Here is a 13,060-nt window from a genome sequence, read left to right as displayed (position 1 = left end):
CAATGACGAACTCATCGGCGCCCAGGGCAAGCCTCAGGACATCGGTGGTTACTACCATCCTGACGATGCCAGGGCCTCAGCCGCCATGCGTCCAAGCGCTACACTGAATGGAATCGTTAATTCTATCTCTTAAATGAGTGAACTTTTTGTCATTATTGGTATCAATATAGGTTCAAAAAAACAATGATAAAAAGAAACCTCCTGTAAAGAATTAGAGGGGCAGTGTCTGCTGCTCCTCTTTAACAGGAAAGGTAATTTAGCTCAAAAGGGGGGAGAAAAAGGAATGAACACAATAAAAACAACAATGCTTTTAGACAGCATTAACCTTAATACTTGTGTGGGCTGGTGGGGCTCTGGGAGGCCAAAGTGGGGCCGTCTTTGCATTTGTTATTGCTCTTGTTATGAATTTTGGATCTTACTGGTTTTCTGACAAGATTGTTCTTTCCATGTACAAGGCTCAGGAAGTGACGGAAAGTCAGGAGCCACAGTTTTATAATATGGTCAAAGATCTGTCACAGAAGGCAAATTTACCTATGCCCAAAGTTTATATTATTCCCCAGGATACACCTAATGCTTTTGCCACAGGAAGAAACCCGGAGCATGCGGCAGTTGCAGCCACTACCGGGATTTTGAGACTGCTTACGAAGGAAGAGTTGGAAGGCGTCATGGCGCATGAACTTGCTCACGTCAAAAACAGGGATATCCTTGTGGGAAGTATTGCGGCTACCATTGCTGGAGCTGTCAGTATGTTGGCAAATATGGCGCAATGGGCTCTGATTTTTGGTGGTGGTAGAAATAACGATGAAGAGGGTGGAACACATCCCGCCGTTATGATAGCCATGATGATCATTGCACCTATTGCCGCTATGATTGTTCAAATGGCTATCTCAAGATCTAGAGAGTATGGTGCAGACAGTGAAGGTGCCAGGATTTGCGGTAGACCTGATTACCTGGCCAGTGCATTGAAAAAGCTGGAAATGGGGTCTAAGCAGATTCCTATGCATGTCAATGAATCAACTCAGGAAGCGACGGCTCATATGTTCATCGTCAATCCCCTAACAGGGAAAGGCCTTATGTCCCTTTTTAGTACTCATCCGCCAATTGAGGACAGGGTAAGGCGTCTTGAAACCATGGCTTCAAAATGAATGATGTAAACAAAGAAGTCAGGGCCCTTTTTTAACGCTTTGTATGACTTTTTTGTTGATTTATTGCCCTGTTTGTAGTTTGGACTTTCGTCTTTTTAAAAAAATAATTAGAGAAATTATATGGATCATAGCAGCATGATGACTGCCTGGGTAGGGTTTGCGGCATTGACCATCTTTGTTGTTTCTTATTTGCTCGTTATTTTTGAGGAAAAGATACTTCTTAGAAAGTCAAAACCGGTGCTTTTGGCCGGTACGTTAATATGGCTGGCAATTGGAATCTATGAAGCTTCTCACAGTGGTGAGCATCATGCGGAAGAGGCGGTTAAACTTCTGGTCATAGAGATTGGTGAGCTTTTCTTCTTTCTTCTTGCTGCTATGACCTATATTAATGCACTGGCTGAGAGAAATGTTTTTGAGGCTTTGAGAACATGGATGCTCAGTAAGAGGATGAGTTACAGGTCACTTTTTCTTGCGACAGGTGGTATTACCTTCTGCCTGTCACCCATTGCTGATAACCTGACAAGTGCGCTGCTGATGGCAACTGTTGCAAGTGCAGTTGGGGGAAACAATAAAAAGTTCATTGTCCCGGCTTTTGTGAATATCGTTGTTGCTGCCAATGCCGGTGGTGCATGGAGCCCCTTCGGTGATATTACCACCTTAATGGTTTGGACGGCAGGGCATGTGCCTACCTCTCAATTTTCCTACATCATTATTCCATCGATTCTGAACTGGGTAATCGTTGCTGCCTGTATGTATCCTTTTGTACCTAAAGAGGTCCCTCAAGGAGAAATCGTCAAGGTAAAAATGAAGGTAGGTTCCAAGAGAATTATAACATTTGGGATTTTGACGATTGCTACAGCTGTCAGCTTTCATCAATTTCTTCATCTTCCACCCTTTATGGGGATGATGATGGGTCTTGGTGCTCTCATGGCACTCGGTTTTTGGCTAAAAATTAGTGATAGCGTAAATCAGTATGATGATAAGTTTGATATTTTTAATAAGATCAAGGATGTTGAGTTTGATACACTACTCTTTTTCTTTGGTGTAATTATGGGTGTAGGGGGACTACAGTACATTGGTTACCTGACACTTGTAAATCAATATTCTTATGGCATGCTTGGTGATACAACCTCAAATATTCTTGTGGGGCTTGTTTCTGCTGTCGTTGATAATATTCCTGTCATGTTTGCTGTCTTACAGATGAGGCCGGAGATGGGGCTCGACCAGTGGTTACTCGTTACTTTTTCGGCAGGGGTAGGGGGAAGCCTTCTATCCGTTGGTTCAGCTGCAGGGGTAGCTGTTATGGGAGTGAGAAGAGATGCATATACCTTTATGAGTCATCTGAAGTGGACACCGCTTATAGTACTTGCCTATGCAATAAGTATTGCATCATGGTATCTGGTTACGAGTGGTTTGAGATAGCAGGGCAGGGTGTACATTTAAATAAATAAAGTGTTAGGCCTTATTCAGGTTTGCTCCTTTTTTGTTCAAGGAACAAATATTTGAAGAAATTCGATTTGTCTACCTGAAATGAGTAGTAAGTCTGGATGAATAGTAGTTGCTTATATGTTCAGAAGACTTTGTTCGCAAAAGTCTAGTCTTAATTTTATTGACGATTACTAATCACATGTACTATAATGCTCACCTTTTTTAGCAGATGTTGATAGGCGACTTTGGTCGAATTTTGGCATGGGCTTGGTAAAATTTCAGATGGATGACAATCCGGAGCTTATGCGCTGGGGGGTAGGCCAGCATAAACCACTTTTAACTGGTGGAGGTATGTTGGCCTTTTTAATTTATATCTTAGATCATTTGCCAACTATTTAGTTGTAAAGTGATTAGTGTAAATTCAGGGGGTATCTTACTTTTAACTGCTCTGATCCTTGTTCTGGTTTGGGCAGGTGGCGCAGTGGAGGGCAGGGCAGGTAGTATTTGCCTTAGTCATTGCCATTGTTGTGAAAGAATTTAATTGCTTTAAACATGATTGTTGCTGAACGCATACTAAACCTCTATTGTAATATTGGACTATCATGAGTTTTATCGTTACGACTATTACTATGCTACTCTTCTGGTTTCTACTGTCAGGAGAATTTTCAGTTATTCTTGTTGTGGCTGCTGTTGTATCCAGCCTGCTCGTTGCTTTTCTCTCGGCTAACCTTTTGATCGGGAAGGGTGCCCGTGTCGGGACGGGATTTAAGAGATTCATCCGGTTTGTTCCCTATTTCTTCTGGCTCATATGGCAGATTGTTAAGGCAAATATTGATGTCGTATATCGTGCGCTGCACCCGCAGATGCCGATAGAACCTTGTATCGTAAAATTCAAGTCAGATCTCAAAACTGATCTTGGGATCGCAGCGCTTTCCAACTCTATAACACTTACACCCGGTACGGTTACGCTCTCGGCAAATAGCAGGGGGGAGTATATCGTTCATGCTTTGTCCGGTAAACATGCAGATGACCTCCTTTCCGGTGAGATGCAAGCCTGGGTAAAATGGATTGAGGACGCCTGATGTTTAGTGCTGCAGCTATCATAATCATAATATCTGTTATGATCGTACTCTACCGGGCAATCATTGGTCCCAGAGTGTGTGACAGGGTCCTCTCTGTTAACGTAATAGGCACAAAGACTGTGGCACTCATAGCGCTTATTGGCTATATTTATGAAAGGCCCCACTTCATGGATATTGCCCTCGTCTATGCCCTCATTAACTTTATCGCAACCATTGCCTTTCTCAAATTCCGTGAATCAGGAAGGCTGGACTAATGGAAATAATAAGTATTATTGCAGGGATTTTTATCTTTACAGGCTGCTTCTTCATTTTTGTGGCAGCCATAGGTCTGGTTCGTTTTCCTGATTTCTATTCAAGAATCCATGCTGCGGGCAAATGCGATACTATGGGGCTTGCCATGGTGCTGCTCGGCCTGATTGTTTACGAGGGCTTTTCATTGGTTAGCTTAAAACTACTCATTATTATCGCATTTGTTTTCATTGCCAATCCTACTGCAACTCATGCACTGGCAAATGCCGCATTAGTAGTCGGTTTAAAACATTGGAAAAAAGGGGATAAAGAAGGAGGTTCAAGGAATGATTATTGATGTTTTGCTCCTCCTTCTTCTCGTTGTATGCGCAATTGTCGTTATAGAGATGATGGATCTCCTGAGTGCAACCATAATCATGGGTGCATACAGCCTCATTATGGCCATTGTCTGGACCCGTCTTAATGCAGTCGATGTAGCCTTCACCGAGGCTACTGTTGGAGCCGGTATTACAACGGTATTGCTTTTGGCAGCTCTGAGCAGAACGAGGCGTGGCGAGGAACAACTGAGTGATTCTCTATCCGATGATGAGAGGGCAAGCGCTAAGAAGACAATAAAAAAGCACAATATTATTTCGCGTCTCATTGTTTTTATGACCGGTGCCATGCTTGTTTACGGCACAATGGGTCTGCCCGATTTCGGTGATCCCCATGCACCGGCCAATAGACATGTAGCGCCTTATATGCTCGAGCATGGCAAGCATGATACCTTATCGGACAATATTGTCACATCGATCCTGGCCAGCTACCGGGGTTACGATACCCTGGGAGAGACAGCCGTTGTTTTCACTGCCGCTTTGTGTGTTCTCCTGATTCTGAGACGAAACAGGGAGGAGAAGGAAAAGTCCGATGAATGATCAGGTAACTATAAGGACCATATGCAGGATGATGATACCCTTTATCCAGCTTTTCGGCCTCTATGTTATTGCCCATGGGGAGCTTGGGCCGGGTGGCGGATTTCAGGGGGGAGTTATTCTTGGTGCCAGCATCATTCTCCTCTCCATCGTTTTTGGCAAAGAAGAGGGGAGAAGGCACCTTTCCGAAAAGGCAGGAACCATTTTGCCTCCTTTAGGTGTATTGATCTTTGCCGGGATCGGTGTCGTTTGTATGCTGGCCGGTGGCGCCTTTTTGGAATACAGCAGCCTCCCTTTGGGATCGGAAAAACTGGCAATTCATTTGGGTATTTTCGGCATCGAGATCGGTGTGGGGATAACGGTAGCAGTTGGAATGATTTCTATATTCTTTGATACAGCGGATAAGAGTGATGATTGAGTTGATTGCAGGCAAGTATAATTACTGGATCTATATTACACTGATGATGGTCGGTTTTTACGGAATGATAGCGAAAGAGAACCTTATCAAGAAAATTATCAGCATGAATATATTCCAGACGGCAATATTTCTATTCTATATTTCCATCTCAAAGGTCAATGGCGGAACAGCTCCCATCCTCTGGGATGAGGCGGGAATGTATGATAATCCGCTTCCGCACTGTCTCATGCTCACCGCCATCGTTGTCGGTGTGGCAACAACCGCTGTTGCTCTGGCACTTGTAATCAGGATATACAATGCCTACGGTACCATTGAAGAGGACAAACTTTTGGAGATGCAAGATTGACGATTTTTGAACACCTTCCCGCACTTTTAATAATCATCCCTCTTTTATCGGCGTTAATTATCCCGATTGTGAGCGGACTTTTCCGTCAGGCAGGTTGCTATATCTCCATTGCTGCAACATTTGCTTCATTGATTATCGCCCTCTTTATCCTGAATGTTGTCATGTCCGGTGGTGCCATATCCTATCAGTTCGGAGGGTGGACAGCACCAATAGGTATCGTTTATGCTATTGACTATCTGAACAGCTTTGTCGTTACCATAATTGCATTTATCGGTTTCGTCGGTGCCCTCTATGCAAAAAAGAGCGTGGAAGCTGAAATAGATGAATGTAAGAGACCGCAGTTTTATACCATCTATATCCTTTTTATTACGGGGATGATGGGAATCGTCATGACTGGCGACATATTCAACCTCTATGTTTTTATCGAGATTGCATCCCTCACCGGTTACGCCCTTATTGCTTCGGGACGGAAGAGAGGGGCACTACTTGCAAGCTATAACTACCTCATCCTCGGATCCATTGGTGCTTCATTCATTTTAATAGGGATCGGTTATCTCTATATGATGACGGGAACACTTAACATGGCTGATCTCAGCGAACGTTTACCGGCACTTTATGATTCCAAGGCGATTCGGACGGCATTTGCATTTTTTACAGTAGGAATAAGCCTTAAGATGGCCCTTTTCCCCCTCCATATATGGCTGCCTGAGGCCTATACCAAGGCACCGTCTGTTGTTTCTGCAGTAATGTCTGCAACGTCAACAAAAGTTTTTGCCTACATCCTGATCAGGATCATGTTTACCGTCTTTGGCGTGGAGTTTGATCTTAATGTTATACCGGTTACCAAGATACTTCTTGTTCTTTCTGCCATCGCTATCATTGCCGGGTCGGCTGTTGCCATCGCTCAGACCAATATTAAGCGCATGCTTGCTTATTCCAGTGTTGGGCAGATTGGTTATATTGTTCTCGGCGTGGCAATAGCAAATGAAGTGAGTATGTCAGGGAGTCTAATTCATATTCTGAACCACGCTCTCATGAAATGCTCACTCTTCCTTGTCGTAGGGGCTGTTATCTACAGGACCGGTATTGAAGATATATCGGCCTTTGAAGGAATGGGTCGGAAAATGCCTTTTACCATGGCTGCCTTTACTATTGGTGCGCTATCTATGATAGGGCTGCCTCTTACCGTCGGTTTTGTCAGTAAATGGTACCTGGCTCTTGGAGCGCTCAAGGCGGGAATGTGGATTATCGTCGTTGTTATACTAGTCAGTTCTTTGCTAACAGCTATTTATTTCTGGCGTATTGTGGAGAAAATATATTTTAAGGAGCCTTCGGCCGGGACGTCCGGTTGTGTCGAAGCACCCATAGGGATGGTAGTGCCTACCTTCGTCATGGCGCTTCTGTGCCTTCTCTTCGGTATCTTTACACAGCTCCCTTTATCCATTACGAACAGGGCAGCGGCCATGCTGCTGGGAGGTGGTTGATTGGAAACGCTTAATTCCATAACACCTCTAATGGCGATAACGGTACCGATTGTTGCTGTTTTACTCATAGCGCTGTCCGGTAGTAAACCCAATTTGAGAGAGGGGTGGACTATTGCGGCTGCTGTCACCATGTTCATTATTACGGCCTCCATGATACCTGCTGTGCTCGGAGGCAAAGTTATAAGTTTCAACCTGGTGGAACCACTGCCGGGACTTCTGCTTGGTTTTCGTGTCGATGCACTTGGCATATCCTTTGCCCTTACAGCATCGTTCCTCTGGATCATTACATCCTTTTATGCTATTGGCTATGTACGCTCCCTTGGTGAGAAGAACCAGACCCGTTTCTTCGCTTTTTTTGCATTAACACTGGCTGCGACGATGGGGGTTGCATTTTCCGCTAACCTCTTTACGGCCTTTGTATTCTATGAAATTATCACCTTTGCAACTTTTCCTCTCGTTGCCCATAAACAAACTGATGAGGCCTTTGGCGGGGCAAGGAAGTACCTCACTTACCTCATGGGTACATCAGTAGCCTTCTTCCTCCTCGCTATTGTAATGACATGGCAGGTGACAGGGAGTCTCGATTTTTCAGCAGGCGGCATTTTCGGTGATGTGAAGGAGAGTACCAGTTCCACGCTGTTGATAATTATTTTTATTCTTTATATAGCGGGTGTGGCGAAAGCGGCTTTGATGCCTTTTCATTCCTGGCTTCCGTCAGCAATGGTTGCTCCCACTCCTGTAAGCGCGTTATTACACGCTGTTGCTGTTGTCAAAACAGGTGTTTTTGTCATTATCAAAGTTGTTATCCACGTATTTGGAGTAAACCTTCTCAGCGAGTTGGGTATGGGGACTTTCCTCGTGGTGCTTGCCTCTGTTACCATGATACTTGCATCCATTACGGCTCTCAGGCAGGACAATCTTAAAGCGAGGCTGGCCTATTCGACGATCGGCCAGCTCTCCTATGTTGTACTTGGTGTAGCACTTTTAACTGCTGCAGGGATCACCGGGAGTATTATGCATATAGTGATTCATGCTTTCGGAAAGATTACTCTCTTCTTTGCGGCAGGGGCCATCTATGTGGCAGCCCACAAAACGAAAGTCAGTGAGCTTAATGGTATCGGCAGGCAGATGCCTATTACGATGGGCGCCTTTACCATTGGCAGCTTCTCCATGATAGGGGTACCTCCTTTTGCTGGTTTCCTGAGCAAGTGGTTCATTGCTTCCGGTTCGGTACAGGCGGATATGCTTATCATCATAGCTGTTCTGGCAGCCAGTACCATAATTAATGCATGCTATTTCCTCCCCATCGTATATTCCGCTTTTTTTAAAGAGCCTGATGTACATGCCGGTGAAGAGGTGAAGGATGCTACACCCTTTATGACTGTACCTATCATGATAACAGCGGCGGGTGTGTTAATACTTTTTCTGTGGCCGTCGCTCTTTTACGATCTTGCAACCCTTACTGTTAAGGAGGTGACCGGTGGCGTCTGATATGGAAAAGAATGAAAAGGGCGAGATCATGGTACTCAAACATGATTCGCTGCCAGGATATCTACCTGTCTTTTATGCAGTTTTCGCTCTTGGAATTATATATTTGGGAGTCGTTTTTTATCTGGGTTAGCTTATGAGTGAAGAAATGAAAAAAGAATGTAAGATATTTGATGACCCGAAGAATGTGAAAAGGTTTAGGATTGGCTTTTACATTGTTTGCGGATTACTGCTTCTGCCTGACCTCTTTATTCACAAGCATGGCGACTACCACTGGGAGGAATGGCCCGCCTTTCATGCCGCCTACGGTTTCGTGGCATGTGTCGTCCTCGTACTGGTGGCAAAATATATACTCAGGCCCATAGTGGAGCGGAAAGAGGATTATTATGACTAGTATGATCCCTCCTGCATTTATATTCATCATCGGTGCTCTGGCCGTCCCGCTTTTCAGGGGGAAAGCCCAAAGCGCTTACCTGCTCACTCTCCCTGTATTGGGATTTATAAATCTGTTTATGCTTCCGGCAGGGGCTTCTGTTGAGGTTGAGTTTCTGAACTATACGTTAACTCTCATTAAGACGGACAGGCTAAGTCTCCTATTTGCCTATATATTCCATATAACGGCCTTTATAACGGTGATCTATTCCATGTGTATGAAGAATAATCTGGAATATATGGCCGGTCTTCTTTATTCTGGGAGTGCCCTTGGAGTCATTTTTGCCGGTGATCTCTTAAGTCTCTTCTTTTTCTGGGAGATGATGACAGTTGGCTCCGTCTTCCTTATTTGGGCGAGGGGGACCGATAAATCGATTAGGGCCGGTTTTCGTTATGCTCTTTTCCACTTTGTAGGTGGACTACTTCTTCTTGCCGGTATTATTATCCACGTCCAGACGGGTGGACCCCTTGAATTCGGCTTCATGGGTCTTAACGGTGTCGCCTCTTATCTCATATTTTTCGGATTCGGTGTTAACTGTGCCTGGCCCTTCTTTCATACATGGCTTTCCGACGCCTATCCCGAGGCAACAATTGCAGGAACGGTTTACTTAAGTGCCTTTACGACAAAGACGGCTGTTTACGTTTTAGCCAGGTCTTTTCCAGGAACAGAGATGCTTATCTGGATAGGGGCGGCCATGGCGGCATTCCCCATATTTTACGCTGTAATAGAAAATGATATGAGACGTGTTCTAGCTTACAGCCTGATCAATCAGGTCGGTTTTATGGTTGTCGGCGTAGGTATAGGGACTGAGATGGCCATAAATGGAGCAGCAGCCCATGCCTTTACGGATGTTATCTTTAAGGGGCTATTATTCATGTCTATGGGTGCTGTTATGTACCGTACGGGAAAGATCAATGCTACCGATCTTGGAGGACTCTATAAGACCATGCCCCTTACGGCGATTTTCTGCATCATAGGTGCTGCGTCAATCTCGGCATTCCCTCTATTTAGCGCCTTTGTGAGCAAAACTATGGTAATGTCGGCTGCAGCGCGCGAGCATTATTCCTGGGTCTGGCTCATACTTTTATTCGCATCGGCGGGGGTTTTTCACCATGCAGGGATCAAAATCCCCTTCTTTGCATTCTTCGGCCATGATTCGGGTCTCAGGCCAAAGGAAGCACCACTCAATATGCTCATCGCTATGGGGATTTCCGCCTTCATGTGCATATTCATCGGGACTTTTCCCGGGCCTCTGTACAGTATACTACCCTATCCTGTAGAGTATGAGCCCTATACGACGGCCCATGTGGTGGCCCAGTTGCAGCTTCTGGGCTTTTCAGCACTTGCCTTTGCTCTCCTCATGCTTGCAGGCATATACCCGGCTGAGAAGAGGGCAGTCAATCTTGATGCTGATCTCATTTACCGCAAGGGTGCAGATTCCTTCAACTGGTTTAATGAAAATGTTATTGCCTGTATATGGGCCTGGTTTGCAAAGCTCTTCTTTGATCGTATTCCCAACTGGTTTATCTGGTTTGGTAAGAATCCGGCAGGAGTTGCGAAGATAGGGCTTGATTATATAGAAATTGTATTTGCAAGTGGCAAGAATGTGCCGAAGATTAGAGAGAGAATAGAGCGTGAAAAAAAGATCTATCCCGGTGATATTATCCAGCGTTGGCCAATAGGCTCGACGGTGACCTGGGTGACGGTCTTCCTGCTTGTGTACTTACTTTTTTATTTCTTCTAGGCATCTTCCATACTTAGGGGATTTTAGTGAGAATAAATTACTTTGGCCCGGTTTTTCAATTAATGCAGGTAGAATGTTTAATTAATTTAATAGCTTCCGGATAATGGGGAAATAGAACATAATTTTACGATCACTAAATAATCAGTTTGATGAGACCGATAATCCTTGATTATTTTACCAGAATGGCTATAATGCAGCCTTCACTTTCAAAATATAGGGAGTTTTTATATGAATATTCATGAGTATCAGGGAAAAGAAATACTGAGGAAGTATGGCGTTATTGTCCCCAATGGTAAGGTGGCCTATACACCAGCCGAAGCGGATGAAATTGCCAGAGAGTTGGAAACCGATGTATGTGTTGTAAAGGCGCAGATCCATGCAGGAGGAAGAGGAAAAGGCGGTGGAGTGAAGGTTGCCAAATCCAAGTCTGAAGCTAAAGAATTTGCTAAAGAGATTCTTGGAATGCAACTGGTAACCCATCAGACAGGGCCTGAAGGTAAAGAAGTTAAAAGAATCCTTGTTGAAGAAGGGTGTGATATCAAAAGGGAGCTTTACCTTGGTATGGTCATCGATAGAGCAACATCAAGAGTTGTCATGATGGCCAGTACAGAAGGTGGAATGGAGATTGAGGAGGTCGCTGAAAAAACACCTGAGAAAATTCTCAAAGAGATTGTTGATCCGGCTGTCGGTTTTCAGGCATACCAGGCAAGAAATCTTGCATTTGGCCTTGGTCTTGATAAGGCGCAGGTAGGTAAAACAGTTAAACTTATGATGGGATTGTATCAGGCTTTTGTTGATTCAGATTGTTCACTAGCTGAAATCAACCCGATGGTTGTTACAGGCAGTGGTGATGTAATGGCACTTGACGCAAAAATGAATTTTGATAGTAACTCTCTCTATCGTCAAAAAGCCATTGAAGAGATGAGAGACTTTGATGAGGAAGACCCCAATGAAATTGAAGCTTCCAAACATGAACTGAGCTACATTTCACTTGATGGCAACATTGGCTGTATGGTGAATGGTGCCGGACTTGCTATGGGAACTATGGATACAATTAAATTGCATGGTGGTTCTCCTGCCAACTTCCTTGACGTAGGTGGCAGTGCGACTGAAGAGCGGGTAACGGAAGCTTTTAAAATTATTCTTTCTGATCCCAAGGTTGAAGCCATTCTGGTAAACATCTTTGGTGGAATTATGAAGTGCGATGTTATAGCCGCAGGTGTTATTGCCGCTGCCAAAGAGGTTGACCTTAAGGTTCCTCTCGTTGTCAGACTTGAAGGGACAAATGTTGATCTAGGTAAAAAACTGCTTGCAGAGTCAGGTATTGATCTTATTGCGGCAGAAGGAATGAAAGATGCGGCTGAAAAAGTAGTTGCTGCGACGAAGGGGGCTTAATTATGAGCATATTAATTAATAAAGATACGAAAGTTATTTGCCAGGGTATTACTGGTAGTGCAGGTGCTTTTCATACAAAAATGTGTAAAGAGTATGGAACTCAGATGGTTGGTGGTGTAACTCCCGGTAAGGGTGGACTAACGACCGAAGATGGTGTTCCTGTTTTTAATACTGTCGCTGATGCTGTTGATGCGACCGGAGCTAATGCAACAATGATATTCGTCCCCCCTCCATTTGCAGCCGATGCTATTCTTGAGGCTGTTGATGCAGGAATAGAATTGGTTATCTGTATTACAGAAGGCATTCCTGTTCTAGATATGGTGAAAGTCAAAAGGGCACTGGAAGGCAGTAAAAGTCGCCTTGTCGGGCCAAACTGTCCTGGCGTTATTACTCCCGGTGAGTGCAAGATCGGAATTATGCCTGGTTACATTCACAAGGAAGGTAAGATTGGCGTTGTATCAAGAAGCGGCACCCTTACCTATGAGGCAGTTGATCAGTTAACAAAGCTCGGTATTGGACAGTCTACCTGTGTTGGTATTGGTGGTGATCCTGTAAATGGAACTAACTTTATTGATGTTATTTCTCTTTTTAATGAAGATCCTGATACAGAAGGTATTGTCATGATTGGTGAGATCGGTGGTACGGCAGAAGAAGAAGCTGCTGATTTTATTAAAGCCAATGTTAAAAAACCTGTTGTTGGTTTTATTGCAGGTATGACAGCACCTCCGGGAAAGAGAATGGGACATGCAGGTGCTATTATTTCCGGTGGAAAAGGTACTGCAACTGAGAAAATTGCAGCTCTTGAAGCTGCCGGAATTACTGTTGCCAAGAGCCCTGCTGATATTGGGAAAATGATGGCTGAGCGGTTAAATGCTAAAGAGCAAACAGCTTGATCTTTATTATAAGTGGCTTATTAAAAAAATTAATAAACTAGAAA

Annotated in this window: 14 protein-coding genes and 1 pseudogene; all 15 read left to right on the top strand. The window is 44.3% G+C overall.

Annotated features, from left to right (window positions below):
- The coding region (locus OEV42_13205; GenBank protein MDH3975232.1) for an NADP-dependent isocitrate dehydrogenase at window positions 1-133 on the top strand (133 nt) is incomplete at its 5' end.
- A 150-nt stretch (window positions 134-283) separates the two neighbouring features.
- Window positions 284-1,145, top strand: a pseudogene (htpX, locus tag OEV42_13200) (zinc metalloprotease HtpX).
- A gap of 120 nt (window positions 1,146-1,265) precedes the next feature.
- The gene (gene nhaD / locus OEV42_13195; GenBank protein MDH3975231.1) at window positions 1,266-2,567 is read left to right on the top strand and encodes a sodium:proton antiporter NhaD; all 1,302 of its coding nucleotides are present in this window, start codon (window positions 1,266-1,268) and stop codon (window positions 2,565-2,567) included.
- A 608-nt stretch (window positions 2,568-3,175) separates the two neighbouring features.
- A complete protein-coding gene (locus OEV42_13190; protein ID MDH3975230.1) occupies window positions 3,176-3,655 on the top strand; it encodes a Na+/H+ antiporter subunit E in 480 nt (159 codons plus the stop codon).
- Complete coding sequence (locus OEV42_13185) at window positions 3,655-3,909, top strand: monovalent cation/H+ antiporter complex subunit F (GenBank protein MDH3975229.1); 255 nt, start codon at window positions 3,655-3,657, stop codon at window positions 3,907-3,909. Before OEV42_13190 ends, OEV42_13185 begins: the two co-directional genes overlap by 1 nt.
- Window positions 3,909-4,241, top strand: coding sequence for a monovalent cation/H(+) antiporter subunit G (gene mnhG, locus OEV42_13180; GenBank protein MDH3975228.1), 333 nt, complete (start codon window positions 3,909-3,911; stop codon window positions 4,239-4,241). The genes OEV42_13185 and mnhG overlap by 1 nt, the downstream gene beginning before the upstream one ends.
- A complete protein-coding gene (locus OEV42_13175; GenBank protein ID MDH3975227.1) occupies window positions 4,231-4,818 on the top strand; it encodes a DUF4040 domain-containing protein in 588 nt (195 codons plus the stop codon). Before mnhG ends, OEV42_13175 begins: the two co-directional genes overlap by 11 nt.
- A complete protein-coding gene (locus tag OEV42_13170) occupies window positions 4,811-5,233 on the top strand; it encodes a Na(+)/H(+) antiporter subunit B (GenBank protein ID MDH3975226.1) in 423 nt (140 codons plus the stop codon). The genes OEV42_13175 and OEV42_13170 overlap by 8 nt, the downstream gene beginning before the upstream one ends.
- The gene (locus tag OEV42_13165) at window positions 5,226-5,579 is read left to right on the top strand and encodes a cation:proton antiporter subunit C (GenBank protein MDH3975225.1); all 354 of its coding nucleotides are present in this window, start codon (window positions 5,226-5,228) and stop codon (window positions 5,577-5,579) included. Before OEV42_13170 ends, OEV42_13165 begins: the two co-directional genes overlap by 8 nt.
- Window positions 5,576-7,063: a monovalent cation/H+ antiporter subunit D family protein gene (locus tag OEV42_13160; GenBank protein ID MDH3975224.1), complete on the top strand. Its 1,488-nt coding sequence runs from the start codon at window positions 5,576-5,578 to the stop codon at window positions 7,061-7,063. The genes OEV42_13165 and OEV42_13160 overlap by 4 nt, the downstream gene beginning before the upstream one ends.
- Window positions 7,064-8,554, top strand: coding sequence for a monovalent cation/H+ antiporter subunit D family protein (locus OEV42_13155; protein ID MDH3975223.1), 1,491 nt, complete (start codon window positions 7,064-7,066; stop codon window positions 8,552-8,554).
- A gap of 145 nt (window positions 8,555-8,699) precedes the next feature.
- The gene (locus OEV42_13150) at window positions 8,700-8,945 is read left to right on the top strand and encodes a hypothetical protein (protein ID MDH3975222.1); all 246 of its coding nucleotides are present in this window, start codon (window positions 8,700-8,702) and stop codon (window positions 8,943-8,945) included.
- Complete coding sequence (locus tag OEV42_13145) at window positions 8,938-10,728, top strand: Na(+)/H(+) antiporter subunit D (protein ID MDH3975221.1); 1,791 nt, start codon at window positions 8,938-8,940, stop codon at window positions 10,726-10,728. Before OEV42_13150 ends, OEV42_13145 begins: the two co-directional genes overlap by 8 nt.
- A 228-nt stretch (window positions 10,729-10,956) precedes the next feature.
- Complete coding sequence (gene sucC, locus OEV42_13140; protein MDH3975220.1) at window positions 10,957-12,123, top strand: ADP-forming succinate--CoA ligase subunit beta; 1,167 nt, start codon at window positions 10,957-10,959, stop codon at window positions 12,121-12,123.
- A gap of 2 nt (window positions 12,124-12,125) precedes the next feature.
- Window positions 12,126-13,016 carry a succinate--CoA ligase subunit alpha gene (gene sucD, locus OEV42_13135; protein ID MDH3975219.1) on the top strand — a complete coding sequence of 297 codons (891 nt, stop codon included), beginning with the start codon at window positions 12,126-12,128 and terminating at the stop codon, window positions 13,014-13,016.
- Window positions 13,017-13,060: the final 44 nt, after the last annotated feature.

This window comes from Deltaproteobacteria bacterium (genome assembly GCA_029860075.1).
In the GTDB taxonomy this organism is placed as follows: domain Bacteria; phylum Desulfobacterota; class JADFVX01; order JADFVX01; family JADFVX01; genus JAOUBX01.
Note: the sequence above shows the minus strand (reverse complement) of the source record. Positions and strands in the feature narration are given on the sequence as shown.